At 41.9% G+C, this 18,360-nt stretch carries 22 protein-coding genes; 8 read left to right on the forward strand and 14 right to left on the reverse strand.

Annotation, left to right across the window (positions count from 1 at the left end; translation table 11 throughout):
* Positions 1-32 precede the first annotated feature (32 nt).
* The 8 genes from FD725_RS01435 to der all read right to left on the reverse strand — a co-directional run bounded on the left by FD725_RS01435 (position 33) and on the right by der (position 6,844).
* Positions 33-704, reverse strand: a complete 672-nt coding sequence (locus FD725_RS01435; protein WP_179046489.1) for a hypothetical protein — start codon at positions 702-704, stop codon at positions 33-35.
* Between the two features lie 347 nt (positions 705-1,051).
* Positions 1,052-1,864, reverse strand: a complete 813-nt coding sequence (gene proC / locus FD725_RS01440; protein WP_179046490.1) for a pyrroline-5-carboxylate reductase — start codon at positions 1,862-1,864, stop codon at positions 1,052-1,054.
* Between the two features lie 91 nt (positions 1,865-1,955).
* Positions 1,956-2,555 carry a cell division protein SepF gene (locus FD725_RS01445; protein ID WP_179046491.1) on the reverse strand — a complete coding sequence of 200 codons (600 nt, stop codon included), beginning with the start codon at positions 2,553-2,555 and terminating at the stop codon, positions 1,956-1,958.
* A 374-nt stretch (positions 2,556-2,929) separates the two neighbouring features.
* Entirely contained in the window at positions 2,930-3,598 is a 669-nt protein-coding gene (locus tag FD725_RS01450; protein ID WP_179046492.1) for a YggS family pyridoxal phosphate-dependent enzyme, read from the reverse strand.
* Positions 3,595-3,873, reverse strand: a complete 279-nt coding sequence (pipX, locus tag FD725_RS01455; RefSeq protein WP_179046493.1) for a transcriptional coactivator PipX — start codon at positions 3,871-3,873, stop codon at positions 3,595-3,597. Before pipX ends, FD725_RS01450 begins: the two co-directional genes overlap by 4 nt.
* A 161-nt stretch (positions 3,874-4,034) precedes the next feature.
* Positions 4,035-4,160 carry a hypothetical protein gene (locus FD725_RS32255; protein ID WP_256871828.1) on the reverse strand — a complete coding sequence of 42 codons (126 nt, stop codon included), beginning with the start codon at positions 4,158-4,160 and terminating at the stop codon, positions 4,035-4,037.
* A gap of 319 nt (positions 4,161-4,479) precedes the next feature.
* Positions 4,480-5,400, reverse strand: a complete 921-nt coding sequence (locus tag FD725_RS01460) for an energy-coupling factor transporter transmembrane protein EcfT (RefSeq protein WP_179046494.1) — start codon at positions 5,398-5,400, stop codon at positions 4,480-4,482.
* An 82-nt stretch (positions 5,401-5,482) separates the two neighbouring features.
* Complete coding sequence (gene der / locus FD725_RS01465) at positions 5,483-6,844, reverse strand: ribosome biogenesis GTPase Der (RefSeq protein ID WP_179046495.1); 1,362 nt, start codon at positions 6,842-6,844, stop codon at positions 5,483-5,485.
* A gap of 389 nt (positions 6,845-7,233) precedes the next feature.
* Between der and FD725_RS01470 the strand changes: the two genes are divergently transcribed.
* Positions 7,234-8,088, forward strand: coding sequence for a metallophosphoesterase (locus FD725_RS01470; protein ID WP_179046496.1), 855 nt, complete (start codon positions 7,234-7,236; stop codon positions 8,086-8,088).
* A 22-nt stretch (positions 8,089-8,110) separates the two neighbouring features.
* On the opposite strand, the gene FD725_RS01475 is transcribed toward FD725_RS01470, so the two are convergent.
* A complete protein-coding gene (locus FD725_RS01475) occupies positions 8,111-8,305 on the reverse strand; it encodes a hypothetical protein (RefSeq protein ID WP_179046497.1) in 195 nt (64 codons plus the stop codon).
* A 215-nt stretch (positions 8,306-8,520) separates the two neighbouring features.
* On the opposite strand from FD725_RS01475, the gene FD725_RS01480 reads away from it, so the two are divergent.
* Positions 8,521-9,495 carry a phosphate/phosphite/phosphonate ABC transporter substrate-binding protein gene (locus FD725_RS01480; RefSeq protein WP_179046498.1) on the forward strand — a complete coding sequence of 325 codons (975 nt, stop codon included), beginning with the start codon at positions 8,521-8,523 and terminating at the stop codon, positions 9,493-9,495.
* Here FD725_RS01480 and FD725_RS01485 read toward each other — a convergent pair.
* Complete coding sequence (locus tag FD725_RS01485; protein ID WP_179046499.1) at positions 9,486-9,722, reverse strand: hypothetical protein; 237 nt, start codon at positions 9,720-9,722, stop codon at positions 9,486-9,488. The genes FD725_RS01480 and FD725_RS01485 overlap by 10 nt on opposite strands.
* Between FD725_RS01485 and FD725_RS01490 the strand changes: the two genes are divergently transcribed.
* Both FD725_RS01490 and phnE read left to right on the forward strand, forming a co-directional pair.
* Positions 9,702-10,436, forward strand: a complete 735-nt coding sequence (locus FD725_RS01490; protein ID WP_179046500.1) for a phosphonate ABC transporter ATP-binding protein — start codon at positions 9,702-9,704, stop codon at positions 10,434-10,436. The two genes, FD725_RS01485 and FD725_RS01490, sit on opposite strands and share 21 nt — an antisense overlap.
* Positions 10,437-10,508: 72 nt before the next feature.
* Positions 10,509-11,303, forward strand: coding sequence for a phosphonate ABC transporter, permease protein PhnE (phnE, locus tag FD725_RS01495; RefSeq protein ID WP_179046501.1), 795 nt, complete (start codon positions 10,509-10,511; stop codon positions 11,301-11,303).
* A 115-nt stretch (positions 11,304-11,418) separates the two neighbouring features.
* Here the strand turns inward: phnE and FD725_RS01500 are convergent, their stop codons facing one another.
* The gene (locus tag FD725_RS01500) at positions 11,419-12,060 is read right to left on the reverse strand and encodes a (2Fe-2S) ferredoxin domain-containing protein (RefSeq protein WP_179046502.1); all 642 of its coding nucleotides are present in this window, start codon (positions 12,058-12,060) and stop codon (positions 11,419-11,421) included.
* Positions 12,061-12,252: 192 nt separating this feature from the next.
* Positions 12,253-12,510: an Asr1405/Asl0597 family protein gene (locus FD725_RS01505; RefSeq protein ID WP_179046503.1), complete on the reverse strand. Its 258-nt coding sequence runs from the start codon at positions 12,508-12,510 to the stop codon at positions 12,253-12,255.
* Positions 12,511-12,818: 308 nt separating this feature from the next.
* Between FD725_RS01505 and FD725_RS01510 the strand changes: the two genes are divergently transcribed.
* The 4 genes from FD725_RS01510 (at position 12,819) to egtD (ending at position 17,145) form a co-directional block, all read left to right on the forward strand.
* Positions 12,819-13,535, forward strand: coding sequence for an S-layer homology domain-containing protein (locus tag FD725_RS01510; RefSeq protein ID WP_179046504.1), 717 nt, complete (start codon positions 12,819-12,821; stop codon positions 13,533-13,535).
* Positions 13,536-13,819: 284 nt separating this feature from the next.
* A complete protein-coding gene (dxs, locus tag FD725_RS01515; RefSeq protein WP_179046505.1) occupies positions 13,820-15,727 on the forward strand; it encodes a 1-deoxy-D-xylulose-5-phosphate synthase in 1,908 nt (635 codons plus the stop codon).
* A gap of 60 nt (positions 15,728-15,787) precedes the next feature.
* A complete protein-coding gene (locus FD725_RS01520; RefSeq protein WP_179046506.1) occupies positions 15,788-16,078 on the forward strand; it encodes a hypothetical protein in 291 nt (96 codons plus the stop codon).
* A gap of 53 nt (positions 16,079-16,131) precedes the next feature.
* Entirely contained in the window at positions 16,132-17,145 is a 1,014-nt protein-coding gene (egtD, locus tag FD725_RS01525; RefSeq protein ID WP_179046507.1) for an L-histidine N(alpha)-methyltransferase, read from the forward strand.
* Positions 17,146-17,261: 116 nt separating this feature from the next.
* Here the strand turns inward: egtD and FD725_RS01530 are convergent, their stop codons facing one another.
* Together FD725_RS01530 and FD725_RS01535 are read right to left on the reverse strand one after the other, a co-directional pair.
* The gene (locus tag FD725_RS01530) at positions 17,262-17,489 is read right to left on the reverse strand and encodes a type II toxin-antitoxin system HicB family antitoxin (RefSeq protein ID WP_179046508.1); all 228 of its coding nucleotides are present in this window, start codon (positions 17,487-17,489) and stop codon (positions 17,262-17,264) included.
* A gap of 90 nt (positions 17,490-17,579) precedes the next feature.
* Entirely contained in the window at positions 17,580-18,188 is a 609-nt protein-coding gene (locus tag FD725_RS01535; protein ID WP_179046509.1) for a hypothetical protein, read from the reverse strand.
* Positions 18,189-18,360: the final 172 nt, after the last annotated feature.

Raw genomic sequence — 18,360 nt, forward strand, 5'->3', positions numbered from 1 at the left:
TTCATCATCACAAATTCATGTCAATTAATTATTTAGTGATTTTGAAATTTTATCTTCTTTAACATTCCTGTCACACTTGTAGAAAATAGAATCATAAAAGCTGATATAAGATTTGGCTCAGGTACTTCCACTTTAATAAAACTTTCTGCGGACTCTAAAGTTACGATTTGAAATCCATTTGGATCTCTAAACTGGACTTCGCTTGCTGTTTTATTAACTGTGAAGAATGATTTTTCAGGGTTATTAATGAGTGTTAAATCATTGAAAAAACCTAACAGATTGTTAACATTAACATTGGCAAAATTACCGAAATCTGAAAACAGAGGATCATAATTAATTGATAAAAATGCACGCTCTATAGGTGATTCCATCTCGAAATTGATGTCAATGTTAATAATCTCTAGATTATTTATTTCATCTTTGTCTTTAGAAATAGTTAATTTACCGAATCCTGAAGAAGAAATATTAGTCTGAGCAACACCTGGATCAGGATTACGAGTTAAACTAAAATCTTTGATTGCTTGAAGATAAACTCCCCTTTCAAAGTCTACTAAATCTGTATCTTGGACTGTTAAATCAATCTTAAATTCATAACTACTGTTCCTTCCAAAACCTGACCATCTAGCTCTTTGAGCTTGAGCATCGTCGGGAAATAAGCAAAATAACCCTGCGGAAAGACAAACTAGTGCTGCTATTTTTTTCATTTTTTTACAACCTATAAGTAATTACACTTATATATACCATAATTTATAGGTATTATCTTACTGAAAAATACCTTGAATTTTGCATAAAAATACGGTACACTAGCTAATAGCTCATTATGCTGCCAATAATTAGTGATTTGACCTAAATTTCTTACGAAATTTATCAAACAGAAATCCAGACGCTGTAGGGGCGGGTTCACAAATATACTTCAATCATTCACGAATATCTCATGAACCCGCCCCTACCGTTTTGTGAGAAATGCAGGTTGAGAGTCTTTTTTGACAATGGAGTGTAGCTTTTTTCTAACTCCCGAAAAAATGGGGGAATCGGGAGTGTGAAGTTTGAACTATTTTCCCAATTCTTGCGATCGCCAGGTAGCTGCTTTGACGGCTTCGATTAAGGCTGAACGAAATCCGGCTTTTTCTAATTGAGCAATGCCGGCAATTGTTGTGCCACCGGGACTGGTAACTCTGTCTTTGAGTTCTGCGGGGTGGATTTTGCTCTCTTGCAATAGGGTAGCTGTCCCCAGGACTGTTTGTAGAGCTAGTTGATTGGCAATGCCTCTGGGTAAGCCAGCAGCAACTCCACCATCGGCGAGGGCTTCTACTAACAAAGCCACATAAGCGGGGCCACTACCAGATAGTCCGGTGACTGCATCCATTAAAGATTCGGCTACTTCTACCACTTCCCCGACTGCGGCAAAAATTTGTCCGGCTAACTGATGGTGCTTGGCGTTGGTATACGCACCAGGACAGATGGCGGTAATACCTGCGCCCACGGTGGCTGGGGTGTTGGGCATGGCTCTAATGACTGGTATTTGCGGAAATGCCGCTTCTAGCTGATGTAGCGAAACTCCAGCCAAGATGGAAATCACTAGAGGCGAGTGTTCTATTGTGAGAATATCTGCTAATTCTTGAGCGATCGCACTAAATACCTGCGGCTTTACTGCCAAAAACACAACTTCTTGGGATTGGGTGAACACCAAGCTGTTATCTGTGGTGACACTCACATCATACTGCTGCTGTAAAAAAGCTTGGCGTGCTGCTTGGGGTTCGCTGACTATCACCTCTGAGGGTTGATAAATTCCCCTGGCAATCAGGCGGGATAACAGTGCTTCTCCCATTACCCCACCACCAATTAAACCAAATTTTATAGTCATGAGTTACTACTCAACAGTCAATAGTCAATAGTCAATAGTCAAAAACTGAGAGCTTTGGACTCTTGACTATGGACTATTGACTAATTTAACTCTATTGTGCTGCCATGCGGTTAGTTTCGTTACCCCAAGTTGTTGGGGTGGGAGGAACTGGACGTGAAGGGCGCGCTGGGGGTTGGGGTACTTCATGAATAACTCCACCTTGGGTGCTAACTTGCACGCAACTGGGCGTAAACAAAAAGATACTTTCGCCAATACGCTCTTGATGTCCGTCTAGGGCGTAAGTACCACCTGCAACAAAATCAACTGCTCGTTGAGCTTGATCTGGGTCCATGATAGTCAAGTTCAACACTACTGACTTGCGCTCACGTAATGCTTGAATTGCCTGGGGCATTTCTTCAAATGTACGAGGTTCAAGTACCAATACTTCTGAAATTCCGTTAATTGCTCCTGGCATACCAATCACATTCCCCATTGTCGATTTTGTTCCTGTTGCTACGTCATCACCCATTGTATTCATGGGTTCGCGCCAACGTCGATTGTTTGGAGCAGCCTCGGTTGGTGCTGGTTGGGGGTTTTCTTGTTGATACAGATTTTGGTAATTATCTGTATCTGCTTCTTCCTCGTAGTATTCGTATTCCACTTGCTCGTTGAGACCAACAAAGTCTCGTAGCTTGGAAAATATGTTGTTCATTTAGTTGCACTCCTTTTGCAATTTGCCTCTATTGATTCAGTTCATAAGTTGACGTAGCTAATGCGATCGCTACAACAGGCAGGAAGCCTCACAATTTTATCGTTATTTGTAGCATCTACTACTGCTATGGGCAACGAACTGGCGTTGTTGATAACGCCTGTACATTAACCTAGATACAATAATTGAGTCAAGATTATATCCCAACATTTCTTCCAAAGAAAGTTAAATAAACTTGACTTTTGCTTGATTTTCTAAATGTTTATTTTTGTTTACATCAAAAAAATAGTATTTTTTATTACCAAAGCAATGTATTGACTTAAGTAATACGTAGTCAGCAGTGATTGATACCCTCAAAAAAGCACGAGTGCTTCTGCTTAAGTGCGTTTGCCAAACAAAATGGTTCCTAATCTTACCATCGTTGCTCCAGCTTGCACTGCTAGTTGGTAGTCCCCTGACATCCCCATTGACAACTGTGCCATTTTCAGGTGAGACCAGTTTTGTGCTTGAATTTCTTTTGCTAATTGATACGTAGTATGAAATACATTTAAAATTTCCGTATCAGCTAAACCAAAAGGCGGAATTGTCATTAAACCCTGAATTTGTAAATTTTTACACTGGTCGAGGGCTGGTAAATCTGCTTGTAATTCTGATACACTCCATCCCGACTTTTGAGGATCTGGAAGAATTTTTACTTGTAGACACACCTGACAACTAACTCCTAGCTGTGATGCTAGTTGATCTAAGCGCTGTGCTAACTTCAGATTATCGACAGAGTGAATCCAGTCAAATTGTTCCAGGGCTTTTTTGGCTTTATTCGCTTGCAAATGACCGATAAAGTGCCAAGTAATATCCGATAAGTCTGATAACTCGGCTTGTTTACTAGCCGCTTCTTGAATGCGATTTTCACCAAAATCACGGACACCAGCAGCATAGGCTAAACGAATAACCTCAGCCGACATTTGCTTAGTCACAGCAATCAACTTGACTGAAGGCGGAAGTGAGTTACGAATTTGCGTAATCCGTTCGTGAATCGAACTAATCATTGGAAGGTGCGTTGGAAAACACTCTGAAGCTGATCGTACTCCTGTAATTGACCATTGCGACGCAAAGTACGCAAGCGATTTTCCAATAACATTCTGGCTTCAGTACGCCCTATCGGCTGAAACTTAATAGCTTTAATGTCATTCGCCACTAAAAAGAATAAGCGCTGGGCATAAAGTGTCGTAAACAGATCCTGGTTGTCATCAACCATGCAAATCCGGTACAACAAACCCCATGTAGGGTGATTTATGTAAGTTTCTGCGTTTTCTGGATTCATCTAATAATCAAGTATGAAAATCTATAATTGTTGCCGCCGTGAAATACAAACACTCTGCTGATGATGTCCCTCTTTTGCTAAAATATTTGTGCAGAGTGATGATGAGAATCAGCAAATTCTACCCTTAAATGGCGCTCGTCAAGACCTTGATTTAGTTTCCATCAGCTAGATGAAGCTAACAGTGAGAAAAAACGAAAGGTTTGATAAAGAATCTCAGCTACAACACCCGTAAAGCCATTATTGCCATCTGCTTGGCATGATTCATCTCCAGTTATCATGGGCAGCATAGAAAATCCCTTACTTGTTCGTTGGAAGTTGTCTGTAACGACGGGATGCGCCCTTCTCTCCATGTTGGCATAATTATCACTGATCGGAGAAAAATAGCCAACAGGCGCATTCTCCTAATAATTCTTCAGAATAACAGTCTGTATTGCTACAGTTTGGGCTATTCTCTCTGTGCCTTGGTGACTCTGTGGTAAAAAACGATTTATTTAACCACAGAGTCACAGCGAAAAGTCGGAGCGGAGGTTTCCTCCGTAGACGCTTTGCGGCTTGCCGCAGGCATCTGAACTTTTCAAGACAAAGACACAGAGTTAAGAAAGATCATTAAAACTCATGGCCTAAAACGATTCGTATGGCCCAAAATAGGGTTAGACTAGCGATCGCTATCCAATCCCATGATTTTAAGCGCAGATCATGCCAGGGGACGCGGTGTTCGTGGGGGCTGGTAAAACCGCGTACCATCATGGCGCTAGCCATTTGTTCGGCGCGCAGTAACAGATTTTCTAATAATCTCTCGGCGACAATCATCCAGACTTTGACTGCGCCTTTCAATCCCAGCTTTTTCCAATTAATTGCCCTCGTCATCACAGAACGGACTAAATTTTGCACTTCTTCCAAGACTAGGGGAATGAACCGCAAGGATAAAGTTAGGGTCAAGGTCAACTCAGTTACCGGGATTTTAAATCGTCGTAGGGGCTGCATTAAACTTTCGATCCCGGCTGTGATTTCTTCTGGTGCTGTTGTAAGCAAATATAAGTTAGTGCTGTAGATGACAGTGAACAAAATTGTACTCAACCGCACACCCAAGTCGAGAGAACGACGAGTGACTTTGACAGGCCCTTTGTGAAACAAAACGTAACTATATTTTTTACCGGACTGTGATATTGCAACTGGAGAATTATTGGCTTTAGCTGGTTGAGTTAAGACTTGAGGGTTAGATGGGAGACGTGGTTGATAGTCTACACCCAAACCATCAGGACTGACAGCAGCGATCGCAAATACCAAAAACGTGAGAGTTAACAACCAGCCCATCTGTTGTTGCCAAACTCGCTGAGGTATCCGAGCAATTAAAGTAAAAATAATTAACAGTGCTACCAGTAATACACGCCACTCGTTATTAGCAAAACTGTAGCTAGTCAGAAAACTCATTAGCCAAATAAACTTGACTCGCGGATCGAGTTTGTGTAACCAAGTTTGTGGTTGTTCTAAGTAAAGTCCTAATGGTAGCGATCGTAATAGATCCATTTTGAGTTAATAGTCATTAGTCATTAGTCATTAGTCAATAGTCAAGACCAACTAACTATTGACTACTAACTACTAACCCATATTAAACGCGAGTTGCACGATTGAGATTACCGCTTTCCACATCGCGGACTTTCTTGCTGCGCCAGAGTATGCGAATTGGCGTACCTTTAAACCCTAGTTGCTGGCGGAATTGTCTTTCGATGTAACGACGGTAGTTGTCGTTAAAACGTTTAGCATCATTGACAAATAGAGCGATCGTTGGTGGTTGGGTGCTGACTTGTGTACCATAGTAAATTTTACCCTGACGACCACCACGAGAGGTTGGGGGAGAATGCCAACTTACCGCATCTTCCAAGACTTCGTTAATCACGGATGTACTCACACGGCGTTTGTGTTCCACCGCCGCTTGATTCACCAATTCTAGAATCTTTTCTACCCGTTGTCCTGTTAAAGCACTGACAAAGATAGTCTCAGCCCATTCCGTAAAATGTAGCCTTCCTTCCATCGTTTTTTCGTAATCGTAGATAGTATAGGAGTCCTTTTCTACGGCATCCCATTTATTGACTACAATTATGCAAGCTCTACCTTCTTCGATAATCCGTCCGGCTAGCTTTTGGTCTTGTTCTGTGACACCATCAAGAGCATCAATTACCATCAAAACGACATCAGCCCGACGAATCGCTTTAAAAGCCCGGTTAATACTAAAAAATTCTGTTCCGTAATCGATGCTTTTCTTTTTGCGAATACCGGCGGTGTCAATTAGGCGATAAGTTTGTCCATCGCGTTCGAGGAAAGTATCAATAGCATCGCGGGTTGTCCCAGAAATAGGGCTGACAATTACCCGTTCTTCACCGACGAAAGCGTTTAATAAACTCGATTTACCAACATTAGGCCGGCCGATGATCGCAATTTTGATTTCGTTAGTTTCCGGTACTTCTGTCACTACAGGCAGGTGTTTAATCAGATCATCCAATAACTCCCCTGTACCGTTGCCATGAATCGCAGATATGGGGTATGGTTCTCCTAAGCCCAGTTCCCAAAATTCAGCAGCTTGAATGGCTCCTTGTTCTGGAGATTCACATTTATTGACTGCTAAGAACACAGGTACTGGTTGTTGACGTAACCACTCAGCAATTTCTTCATCAGCTGAATTGGGGCCTGTTTGCCCATTGACAACGAAAATAGCTGCACTAGCTTCTGCCAACGCCGCTAGAGCCTGTTGCCGAATCAGGGGCAAGAATTCTGTATCATCGTTAAAGACTAAACCGCCTGTATCTACCACTAAAAATTCTCGATCGCTCCAGTAAGCCGGTAGATAAGTGCGATCGCGCGTTACTCCCGGTTCATCGTGGACGATCGCCGTTTGTTCCCCGGCGAGGCGATTAACCAGGGTAGATTTGCCCACATTCGGGCGACCGATAATTGCAACAATTGGCAGTCCCATAAACCAAGGGGTAAGTAAGAGAGATACTATATCACATCTCTATTATCTTAGCTAAGGGATTGGGAGTCATTGGTCATTAGTCAATGGTCATTAGTCATTAGTCATTAGTCATTGGTGATTGGTGATTGGTGATTGGTGATTGGTGATTGGTGATTGGTGATTGGTGATTGGTGATTGGTGATTGGTGATTGGTGATTGAGCAGAAAGCATTAGTTATTCCTCCTCATCTTCCCAGTACCCAGTACCCATTACCCAGTACCCATTACCCAGTACCCAGTACCCATTACCCATTACCCTATCTTCACATCTACCGCCAAGATGATTTACCGCCAAATCTAAAGAAATAGCATAACGAGATAACTGGCTATTACGTCACAGGAGATTTGATTTTGAGAAATCGTAAGTGGCTCATCAAGGCCAGTAGGTTGGCTTGGCAATATTTGCGCTGGTTGTTTTGGTTAGGATTTTGCATCTTACTATACGCCAAGTTAATTGAACCCAATTGGATTGAGATCAATTCTTTACAACTGAAGTTACCTCATCTAGCTGCTGAATTTTATGGTTATCGGATTGTGCAGATTAGCGATATTCACCGTGACAAATGGATGACTACACGGCGTTTGCAGCGTATTGTCCGTATAGTCAATCAACAAAAACCTGATTTAGTCGCCATTACAGGAGACTTAGTTACTCGTAACTCGCCACAGGTGATCCCATCGCTGAAGTTAGCTTTAGAGAAACTCCAACCTCAAGACCAAACTGTAGCAGTATTGGGGAATCATGACCATGAAAATGATACTAATGCGATCGCTCGTATCCTAGAACAAAGTCACATATCTCACTTGTGCAATGCTGTGTATACCCTAAAACGTGGTGATGCCATGTTACACATTGCTGGGGTTGATGATGTGGGTATGGGTAAAGACCGCTTGGATTTAGTATTGCAGAACTTACCCCAAACAGGTGCAGCAATTTTATTAGCCCATGAACCAGACTTCGCTAATACCAGTGCGGCTACAGGCAGATTTGATTTACAGTTGTCAGGTCATTCTCATGGTGGACAAATCCGCCTACCTTTGATCAAGCCTGTGATCCTACCACCTTGGGCGCAAAAATATTACTCAGGAGAATATCAAGTCGGGAAAATGCTGTTACATACCAACAGAGGCTTGGGAATGACAGGGTTGCACTTGCGTTTTTTTGCTCGTCCGGAAATCACGGTGTTTACTTTAAACCCAGGATAGCTTAACCATTGAGATTTACAAATCACAAACGCCACCAATTTTTTTGAGCGTAAGCAATCAGACCAGCAGCGATCGCTCCCAAGAATAACAATAAAATCACCCCACCAGGAATAAAAGTGAGAATCCCGAAACCCCTAAGTAGCCACACAGCTATACCTATCCCCAAAAACACCCCAAAAGCCTGAGTTAATAAACGATTTAAGAAAGATTGACTCACTAACTTTTCCTCCGTTGCCTGAATTTAACCTATGGGCATCCTCAACCATTCTATGAAAAATCAATGCTGGATATGCCTTTGCTGATGAAATCTATCAGGTAATACATCAACTTTTGTATTGACTTTTACTGCCAAAAGCTATAAATTTTTTCCTTGGAGTAGTTGAAATTAATTTGCAAAAATACTGCGAATAGTTCTTATATCAAGAGGTGCAAATGAGTGTGAGCAAAAAATTCTTGTTGGGTGCTGGCGCGGCATTGGTAGCGCTTACAGGTTTAACAGTCAGCACTTTGAGTGGAATGCAAGCAACAACCGCTAATTCTACTGCTAGTCAACAAGCGCCGCGCTTACTTGCCAAAGGGCTGAAAACTTTAACAATAATTTTTCCTAGTCGGTCTGATTCTACAGATTTACAAACTAAAGCCAATGCTGTCGGCGCTTTTCTCTCAAAAGAATTAGGAATTCCCGTCAAAGCCCAAATAGGTGATGATACTGCGGCGGTAGAATCTTTGAGAGCAAATCGGGCTGATGTCGCTTTCTTGAGTAGCCGTCCCGCCTTGAAAGCTGAACAGTTAGCCAATGCCCGTTTATATCTAGCGGAAGTCCGCGATAATTACTCTGGCAGATACACCTATAACTCGATATTTGTTGTCTCTAACAAAAGTACTCTCAAAACCAGGAACAATGCCAAAGCAACTCTAGAACAACTGAAGGGTAAAAAAATCGCCTTCACTTCTCCCACCTCTGGTTCTGGGTTTATTTTTCCCGTCAATGAGTTAGTGAAACAAGGCTTTGTCCCTGATAAAGAAAAGCTAGATGGCTTCTTTGGTCAAGTAGCTTATGGTGGTAATTACAGCAAGGCTTTGCAAGCAGTAGTCCGTGGTCAAGCAGATGTAGCGGTTGTATCTGAGTATGCTATGTTCCCTCCGTACATTACCGCAGAAGAAAAAAATCAGCTGCGCGTACTGTACAAAATTTCTGGTGTCCCAGCCCACGGTATAGCTATTGATGACGATGTTCCTGTGCAAGATAGAGAAAGAATCATCAATGCTCTACTCAAGTTAAATCAGTCACAAAATAACCAACTGCTACGTAACCTATATAACTCTACAGAATTAGTCAGAGTTGATCACAACCGTCACCTAGCACCAGTGCGTGAAGCCCTTCAGCGTATTGGTATTCAACCGTAGAGAGTGCTGAGTAGGGAGTGCTGAGTGCTGTTAGCGGAAGCGGGGCGTTTAGCCCGTGCTGAGTAGGAGAGTGAGGGAGTGAGGGAGTGAGAGAGTGCTGTTCGCCCTTGGCGTTCCCGTTGGCGTAGCCTCTCGTAGAGAAGGGTGTGCTGAGTACAAAACCAATGACTATTGACTATTGACCATTGACCATTGACTATTGACCAATGACTAATGATGTAATTCAATGCCACAACTTAGAAACAGCTTATGCTGCATCTTTGCATCGTCCTATTCTCGATGGGATTAGCTGCCAGATCAAGCAGGGTGAGTTTGTAGCCTTACTGGGACTCAATGGTGCTGGTAAGTCTAGCTTACTACGATCGCTTGTTGGGTTAGTGCCGTTAGTCAAGGGAGAAATTCACATCAATGGTGTGGTGATGACTCCCCGCACACTACCACAAATCCGTCGAGATATAGGGATGTTGTTTCAAGGCAGTGGCCTAATTCGCCAGTTATCAGCAGTGGAAAATGTCCTCTGTGGGAGACTTGGTATTAGGAAGACGTGGGAAACTGTGTTTGGTTTTCCGCAACGCGATCGCCTATTGGCATTAGAATTACTAGAACAGTTAGGGTTGCGAGAGCTAGCTTACCAAAAGACTAGCAAACTCAGTGGCGGACAGCAACAAAGAGTAGCGATCGCCCGTGCTTTAATTCAGTCGCCACAAATACTACTAGCAGATGAACCAACCACAGGTTTAGATGTTATTGCTACTCAACAAGTCATGGAAACATTAGTAGAATTACATACCCAGCAAGGTATGACAATTGTCACTGTATTACATGATTTGGGCATGGCAGCTAGATATGCCCAACGAGCGATCGTTTTAGATGCTGGGCGGATTTTATACGATGGACATTGTGATAACCTCCAAGCCCAATTTGCCAAAGTTAATAGGTAATTGGTAATAGGTGATAGGTAATTACTTCTTTACCCATTAGCTATTACCCATTCTCAGTTACCAGTGAGTTACATGAGTTATTTATTAAAATCCAAATTTTTACGCCGTTACCCTTGGGTAATTGCTCTCATTATATTTTTAACTATAGCTATAGTTTATACCTGGGCTTTAAGAGGACTTAAAGTTGATTTTGAACTATTGAAGTCTAGCGCTCCTTACATCACAGATTTTATCTCGCGGTTGTTTCCCCCGGATTTCACAGTTTTAGATGTAGCAATTAAAGCACTGATTGAAACAGTACAGATGTCTTTGTGGGGAACTACCATTGGGGCAATTATTTCTCTCCCCATAGCTGTCGCCAGTGCTAGTAATGTTGCACCGCGTTGGTTGCAATGGTTAGCTAATTTGCTACAAAATGCTGTCCGTTCTGTACCTTCAATTATTTTGGGGTTAATATTTGTGGCAGCTACAGGCCTAGGCGCACCCGCCGGGACTTTAGCCTTGGGTATCTATACTATTGGTTATCTTGCTAAGTTCTACCAACAAGCCATTGAAGCAGTAGATTCACGCTCTCTAGAATCTCTACAGGTTATGGGAGCATCCAGATTCCAAATTGCTCAGTATGGAATCTTACCACAAGTTCTGCCTTTGGGTTTGGGTTATACCTTATGGATGTTTGAATACAATATTCGTGCTGCTTCTGTGTTGGGTGTAGTTGGTGCAGGTGGTATTGGCTTTCAGTTAAAAAGTTATATAGATGGGTTTGAGTACAATAAAGCGACAACAATGATGCTGGTACTGTTAGTAGTCGTGACGGTAATTGATGGTTTTAGTAGCCAGTTGCGTCGTCATCTAGATTCTTTGTGACTCAAAATCAAAACCCCGGTTTCTCAATAAACCGGGGTTAACTTATTGCGAATATATTGCAGATTTGAAATCCGAGTCAATGGAGAACACACTTAAGACTTCTTAATTTATATTATCATTTCTTTTGAAAAATTCCCACCACAGGTTCGGAAAAATTTATTTGATTTTGATCATTTGATTGTTGATTATCAGCAAAATGTTTATTCATAATTGCTGGTACTTGGGATGCTTGAATATGAGTGTAGCGAGTTTTATCTGGCATGACTAAATTCGGCCCGGCTTTGCAATTTTTCATGCAGCCAGTACCCTTAATGGTAACTTGGTCTTCTAAACCGCGATCGCTTAAAGCGGCTTCTAATGCTTGACAAAGCGCTTTACCACCACGCTTCATGCAATCTGACTTTTGACATACCAAAATTGCCGCTTTCGTTTTATTGGATTTAGTTTGTGTGTGTTCAATTATTGGAGATGGTTGGAGTTGGGTTTCGCCACTAGCCGCCATCACACGTTCAGCCTTGAGTGTAACTTCACCAGTTTTGGCATCATACTTTTTTTGACCAACCACTTGTAACCAAGTACCAGGTGGTAAGCGCCAATCAAAAGTAAATCTCAAGTTTTTGGCTAGTTTTACATAGCATTCACCATCAGCAGTATTGAGAATAAAACCCTTGAGCTTATAGCCATCTTTAATGACAAATTCCCTAAATCTACCTTCAAGGCAAAACGCGGATACTTCTTTACTGTGGCACACACCCATAATTTTTTAACCTATTTTTAACTAAAGTAAGTTTGAGCTATTGAGTCATTAGTCATTAGTCATTAGTCATTAGTGACCAGTTAATCCCCATCAATAAATTGAGGGGCTTTGTAAACAGTGAACAGTAAACAGTGTGGATTAACTGATAACTGATAACTGTTAACTGTTAACTGATTTGGTCAGCACTCACAACTAGGACTGTGAGTAGCGACTTTGCCAGATACGTTTTAAAGACCAAATTAAATCTTGGCGAGATGATGTAAACTGTCGCACCACACTCCAAAGTTGAATAGCCGCCGTAGGCGTATTAATTTCTACTTGCAAAGGCTTGTCTGTTTCACAGGAACAGGGAATGTCAAGTTCTCGCAGGCGTTGATAGACTAGCCAACGATCTGCCCAACTGATTTCTACAAGGTATTTTTCTTCTATTTGTGGACTAGAGGGTTTCAAGACAATAGACCTCAAAGTGCAACCAACTTTTAGGAAATACAATGCTTGCACCCTAGATTACTAAGAATCTTTACGAGTGCAGCTTCTCCTCTTAGCATACCCTAAGTGCAAACAATTCTCAGTTAGTTTGACAAAAAAAATCCAAAATTTCTCAATAACTTTTTGTGATGTTACGTGTGAATTGTGGTTATGTGTAGTCTAATGCCTCTTACCACCGACAACAGACTATTGACTACTGACACCCCATGTAAAAATGTGTAAACATAGTCAAAGTAAGTGCGGCTCAAGCGATAGTGCAGATTTTGTCTATGCAAAGAAGCAAACCAAAAGTGCTAAAGGCTACGCGACCTTTTTTAAGTACTCTGGCGTTAGTATTACTATTCCCTAGCTTCTCAGTAATTGCTCAAGCTCAAGTAGCGCAAAACACTGAGGGAGTATCATCAGCAGCGATTCAACAGGTAACTGCGGCTAAATTGATGACCAATTCACCTGATGGTAACTTTTATCCAGAAAGGTTAATTAGTCGTGCTGAACTAGCTGTAATTTTGGTGAAAGCATTCCGCCTAGATAAACAAGAAGTTGCCAAACAACCAAAACCAATATCTGTTCCTGATGTTCCCCCATCAAATTGGGCATATCAAGATATTCAGATTGTGCTGAAAACTGATGTGATGAAAGGCTATCGTGGGAATTTGTTCTTTCCTAACCAAAGAGTGAATAGGGCAGAAGCTTTAGCGATTTTTGCTCAAGCCTATGGTGTATTTCAGTTTTCTGATGATGCTGTGAACGAAATACTTGCTTCCCATCCTGATGCTGCGTCTATTCCCAGTTGGGCCAGAAAAGCGATCGCCACAGTTGTCACAGAAGGCTTTGTGAATACTGATGCTCAAAATAATATATCACCCTTAAAACCAATGACTCGTGGCGATATGGCTTACGTGCTGAGTAAATATTTGCAAAGACAGCAACCACAACCAGAAACACCAGAGGTTCCTAGTATTACCAACAGTCCGCCATCGCCTTAAGCAAAGTTAGGACAAATTCTCAATTAATAATTGTCAATGCCCAATTCAAAAAGCCTGCTCAGACTGCTTTTTGTGAACTTTATGACTATCTGTACCTGAGAGACGTGGTATTTTATCTGAGCAATGCTGTACCAGAAAAAATCCTGACAGCTTTGTGCTTAATTAGCCATTACTTACGAATACAACTAAGACTGCTACTTAGTAACAGTCTAATTCTGAGGACAACCCGACCGTGGGAAAATCAGAATACCAAAAGTAGAGATTAGAGAGGAAAACCCTATAATATGCATCTGAGTGAAATCACCCATCCCAATCAGTTGCACGGTTTATCCATCCGGCAACTGCAACAGATTGCTCGCCAGATTCGAGACAAACACCTGCAAACGGTAGCTGCAACTGGTGGACATCTAGGGCCAGGCTTGGGTGTTGTAGAATTAACGCTAGGGCTTTACCAGACTCTAGACTTGGATCGGGATAAGGTTATTTGGGATGTAGGACACCAGGCTTATCCCCACAAACTAATTACAGGACGCTACAGCAACTTCCACACTCTTAGACAAAAAGACGGAATTGCTGGTTATCTCAAGCGCGGTGAAAATAAATTCGATCATTTTGGTGCTGGCCATGCTTCCACCAGTATTTCCGCCGCATTGGGCATGGCTTTAGCACGAGATAGCAAGGGGGAGAAATTTAAAGCTGTTGCCGTCATTGGTGATGGGGCATTAACTGGTGGTATGGCCTTGGAAGCCATTAACCACGCTGGACATTTGCCAAAAACTAACCTATTAGTTGTTCTCAACGACAATGAAATGTCCATATCTCCCAACGTAGGCGCAATTCCCCGTTACCTCAACAAAATGCGTCTCAGTCCACCAGTGCAGTTTATCAAAGATAACTTTGAGGAACAGTTCAAACAAATTCCCTTTGTTGGTGAATCCTTGTCTCCCGAACTAGGGCGAATCAAAGAAGGGATGAAACGTTTAGCTGTGCCTAAAGTCGGTGCAGTCTTTGAAGAACTGGGCTTTACCTACATGGGGCCTGTGGATGGACATAATTTAGAAGAATTAATTGCGACTTTCCAACAAGCGCACCAAATAGCCGGGCCAGTTCTAGTTCATGTGGCAACCACTAAAGGTAAAGGCTACGAAATTGCTGAACAAGATCAAGTAGGCTACCATGCCCAAACCCCATTTAATTTAACCACTGGCAAAGCTATCCCCTCCAGCAAACCCAAACCTCCAGCTTATGCCAAAGTCTTTTCCCACACCCTCGTCAAACTAGCCGAACAAAACCCCAAAATTATCGGCATTACGGCGGCGATGGCCACAGGAACAGGCTTAGATAAGTTACAGGCAAAACTACCCAATCAATATATAGATGTCGGTATTGCCGAACAACACGCTGTTACCCTAGCGGCAGGATTAGCCTCAGAAGGAATGCGTCCTGTAGCTGCTATCTACTCTACCTTCTTACAACGGGCATATGACCAGATAATTCACGATGTCTGTATCCAAAAACTACCAGTATTTTTCTGTTTGGATCGGGCAGGGATTGTCGGTTCTGATGGCCCCACTCACCAAGGGATGTATGATATTGCTTATCTGCGCTGTATTCCCAACATCGTTGTCATGGCTCCCAAAGATGAAGCCGAATTGCAACGCATGGTAGTGACTGGGATTAATCATACCACTGGGGCGATCGCTATGCGTTTTCCTCGTGGCAATGGTTACGGTGTTCCCTTGATGGAAGAAGGTTGGGAACCTCTAGAAATCGGTAAAGGTGAAATTCTCCGCAACGGTGATGATGTCTTAATCATCGGCTATGGCACAATGGTTTACCCCGGTATGCAAGCGGCAGAAATTCTCAGCGAACATGGCATTGAAGCGACGGTAATTAATGCCCGTTTTGTTAAACCATTGGATACAGAGTTAATTCTTCCCCTAGCTAAGAAAATTGGCAGGGTTGTCACTCTGGAAGAAGGCTGTGTTATGGGTGGTTTTGGTTCAGCCGTAGCCGAAGCCTTACTAGACGCTGATGTCGTCGTACCTATCAAGCGCATTGGTATCCCAGATGTCTTGGTAGAACACGCTACCCCAGAGGAATCAAAAGCGGAATTAGGCCTAACCAGTCGTCAAATTGCTGAAAGAGTCTTAGAAGCTTACTTCCAAAAGCAAGTATCTGCGGTGGTTTAGCTCTAAGTTAGATATCTAATTTACAGTCAGGTGGGCAATGTCCACCTGATTTTTTAGTCAATGGTCAATGGTCAATGGTCAATGGTCAATGGTCAATGGTCAAAACTCAGCACACCCTTCTCTACGAGAGGCTACGCCAACGGGAACGCCAAGGGCGAACAGCACTCAGCACTCCCTCACTCCCTCACTCAGCACTCAGCACGGGCTAAACGCCCCGCTTCTGCTAACAGCACTCAGCACTCATTCACTCCCTTATTGTCTGATGCAAAAACCTTAAATCTAGCTTTAAAGCTTAAGTATTACGGCTTAAGCATGATGTTATTAACTATGTCTATGTGTTTCACTGGCTAGCGTGAGGATTCGCACTGAGAAGCAATCTCTTACGCCCAACATACGGAGGTTAAATGTCAGTACTTAATACTGTTAACAGCATTGAACAACGCTTGCAAATAGAGCGTTTGTCAGAAGCAACTAAAATGGTTGCCGCTAATGCTGGGAGTGATGTGGTAAGAGGATTAACTCAAAAACCGAAATCCTTACCCCCTTGTTATTTTTACGATGATCAAGGTTCTGAATTATTTGAGCGTATTTGTGAATTGCCAGAATATTATCTGACACGTACAGAAACGTCCATTTTGCAACAGTGTGCTGGGGCAATTGCTCAAATTACTGGTGCTTGTGAATTGGTGGAACTGGGTAGTGGTAACTCTGCTAAAACGCGCATTCTACTAGATGCTTACCAACAATTAAGTTACCCTCTCTACTATCTGCCGATAGATGTTTCTGCGGGGATCTTAGAAAGTAGTGCCAAGCAGTTACTGCAAGAGTATCCTGAGTTGCGGGTTCATGCTTTGGCTGGAACTTACGAAGTGGCTTTGGCACAACTGACACCCAAACAATTATCTAGTCGGATGATTTGTTTTATTGGCAGCACTTTAGGTAATTTGAATCCCCAAGAGTGTGATGCTTTCTTATCTCAAATTAGAAACACTTTGCAAATGGGTGAATATTTCTTACTGGGGATAGATTTACAAAAGCCCAAAGAAGTTTTGGAACCAGCATATGATGACAGCCAAGGAGTAACAGCCGCGTTTAACCTCAATATGTTGGAGCATTTAAATCGCAGTTTTGCGGGAGATTTTGATACTACACAGTTTGCACACTGGGCATTTTATAACGAAACTCAGCAGCAAATCGAGATGCACTTAAAAAGTAAGCGATCGCAAACTGTACAGTTACAATCTCTCAACCTCACCATTCATTTTGACCAAGGTGAAACTATCCTCACCGAAATTTCCCGTAAATTTAACCTCAACACTATTCAGCAACAACTCTCAGCATTCGATTTAATCCCCATCCAAACTTGGACTGATGCTAATCAGTGGTTTGGTTTATTGCTGTGTCAACTGCAAGCATAAATAAGTATCAAGAATTGAGAGGCGTTGCGTGCAGCGTCTCTTCTTTGCTATGCAGGATAGAAAATAATTTCACCACAGAGACACCGAGACACAGAGAGTTCCATAAGTTGATTGTTTTATGCTGATTTACTTATAGTTAAAACTTCAACTTCGTGAGCAATACTAGTAGGCTGGGGAATTAGTAAACCATCTTCTAGCATCCCTTCTATATGAAATTCAATAGCTTCTGCAATCATCTGCTTAACTTCTTCTAAGGTTTCACCCACAGCTACACAACCTGGTAAATCAGGTACATAAGCGCCATAACTAGTTTCTCCCTTTTCAATTACAACTGTGTAACGCATCAGTCTACCTCTAGTTGAGCCTGTCTCCAGATATTTTTTAGAGTACCAATTGGCACATCAACACTGGCAGATTTTACATTTTCGTGATGTTCAACCAATAGGTAGATTACCAGGATTGACAGCGTGAATAAATTCGCTACCTGAATGTGGTCTGCCACGTTTATAACTAGCTTCTTCTGGTTTTCCCCATCCTAGCTGTAAAATTATCTCTAAAAAATTCAAGTTTTCCCACTTTAATAAACTAGCCCACTCTGTTCTTTGAGCCATTCTTTCTACATCAGCTATGGTAATTGTTTGATGCTGTTTACCATTATTAAAACTTAAATACAAATCCATGCCGTCTGAAACTGTGTACCAAAAATCTAAAATAGAATTTTTTGCTGCTTTTAATATCTCTAAATCACTATTTAAAGAAATTAGTTCTGTATTGATCTCAGGATAATTTAAAGTTTGCTGCTTAATCTTAATTTCTTTCCAAATAATTCCGGAAATTTGATTTTCTCTTTGATATTCATGAATTGCAGTTTTGAAATCTTGGTATGCTGTAAACCTCTGCAATCCATCTGTTCTAATAAATTGGTCAATTAAAGGATTACCGGAAACTGTCACTTCTAACTTGAGACGTTCTCCTTTCAGGCAAGCTTGGCGTTCAGCTGCCAGGATTTGAATTAACTCCTTAGTAGTGTAAACCTTTGACATTAGAACACACTCGGTTAGTCAATGGTCAATGGTCATTAGTCATTAGTCATTAGTCAATTATTCTTGCTCTGAACTATGGACTTTTGACTTTGGACTAGGTTGTTAGCTGAAAGCTGATGTTAAAACATTATCTCTTGGTATTGTGAAAAATATCGTAACGGATATCACTAAA

The organism is Nostoc sp. TCL26-01 (assembly GCF_013393945.1).
Taxonomy (GTDB): Bacteria; Cyanobacteriota; Cyanobacteriia; order Cyanobacteriales; family Nostocaceae; genus Trichormus.

Excerpts from the sequence above, each read along its gene's own strand:
- FD725_RS01480 (WP_179046498.1), top strand. The coding sequence starts at position 8,521 with ATGAGTGTGAGCAAAAAATTCTTGTTGGGTGCTGGCGCGGCATTGGTA.
- FD725_RS01500 (WP_179046502.1), bottom strand. The coding sequence starts at position 12,060 with ATGGGTGTGTGCCACAGTAAAGAAGTATCCGCGTTTTGCCTTGAAGGT.
- FD725_RS01435 (WP_179046489.1), bottom strand. The coding sequence starts at position 704 with ATGAAAAAAATAGCAGCACTAGTTTGTCTTTCCGCAGGGTTATTTTGC.
- FD725_RS01490 (WP_179046500.1), top strand. The coding sequence starts at position 9,702 with ATGACTAATGATGTAATTCAATGCCACAACTTAGAAACAGCTTATGCT.
- FD725_RS01460 (WP_179046494.1), bottom strand. The coding sequence starts at position 5,400 with ATGGATCTATTACGATCGCTACCATTAGGACTTTACTTAGAACAACCA.
- phnE (WP_179046501.1), top strand. The coding sequence starts at position 10,509 with ATGAGTTATTTATTAAAATCCAAATTTTTACGCCGTTACCCTTGGGTA.
- FD725_RS01520 (WP_179046506.1), top strand. The coding sequence starts at position 15,788 with ATGGTCAATGGTCAATGGTCAATGGTCAATGGTCAATGGTCAAAACTC.
- proC (WP_179046490.1), bottom strand. The coding sequence starts at position 1,864 with ATGACTATAAAATTTGGTTTAATTGGTGGTGGGGTAATGGGAGAAGCA.
- pipX (WP_179046493.1), bottom strand. The coding sequence starts at position 3,873 with ATGAATCCAGAAAACGCAGAAACTTACATAAATCACCCTACATGGGGT.
- FD725_RS01510 (WP_179046504.1), top strand. The coding sequence starts at position 12,819 with ATGCAAAGAAGCAAACCAAAAGTGCTAAAGGCTACGCGACCTTTTTTA.
- FD725_RS01450 (WP_179046492.1), bottom strand. The coding sequence starts at position 3,598 with ATGATTAGTTCGATTCACGAACGGATTACGCAAATTCGTAACTCACTT.
- FD725_RS32255 (WP_256871828.1), bottom strand. The coding sequence starts at position 4,160 with ATGCTGCCCATGATAACTGGAGATGAATCATGCCAAGCAGATGGCAAT.
- FD725_RS01445 (WP_179046491.1), bottom strand. The coding sequence starts at position 2,555 with ATGAACAACATATTTTCCAAGCTACGAGACTTTGTTGGTCTCAACGAG.
- dxs (WP_179046505.1), top strand. The coding sequence starts at position 13,820 with ATGCATCTGAGTGAAATCACCCATCCCAATCAGTTGCACGGTTTATCC.
- egtD (WP_179046507.1), top strand. The coding sequence starts at position 16,132 with ATGTCAGTACTTAATACTGTTAACAGCATTGAACAACGCTTGCAAATA.
- FD725_RS01535 (WP_179046509.1), bottom strand. The coding sequence starts at position 18,188 with ATGTCAAAGGTTTACACTACTAAGGAGTTAATTCAAATCCTGGCAGCT.
- FD725_RS01530 (WP_179046508.1), bottom strand. The coding sequence starts at position 17,489 with ATGCGTTACACAGTTGTAATTGAAAAGGGAGAAACTAGTTATGGCGCT.
- der (WP_179046495.1), bottom strand. The coding sequence starts at position 6,844 with ATGGGACTGCCAATTGTTGCAATTATCGGTCGCCCGAATGTGGGCAAA.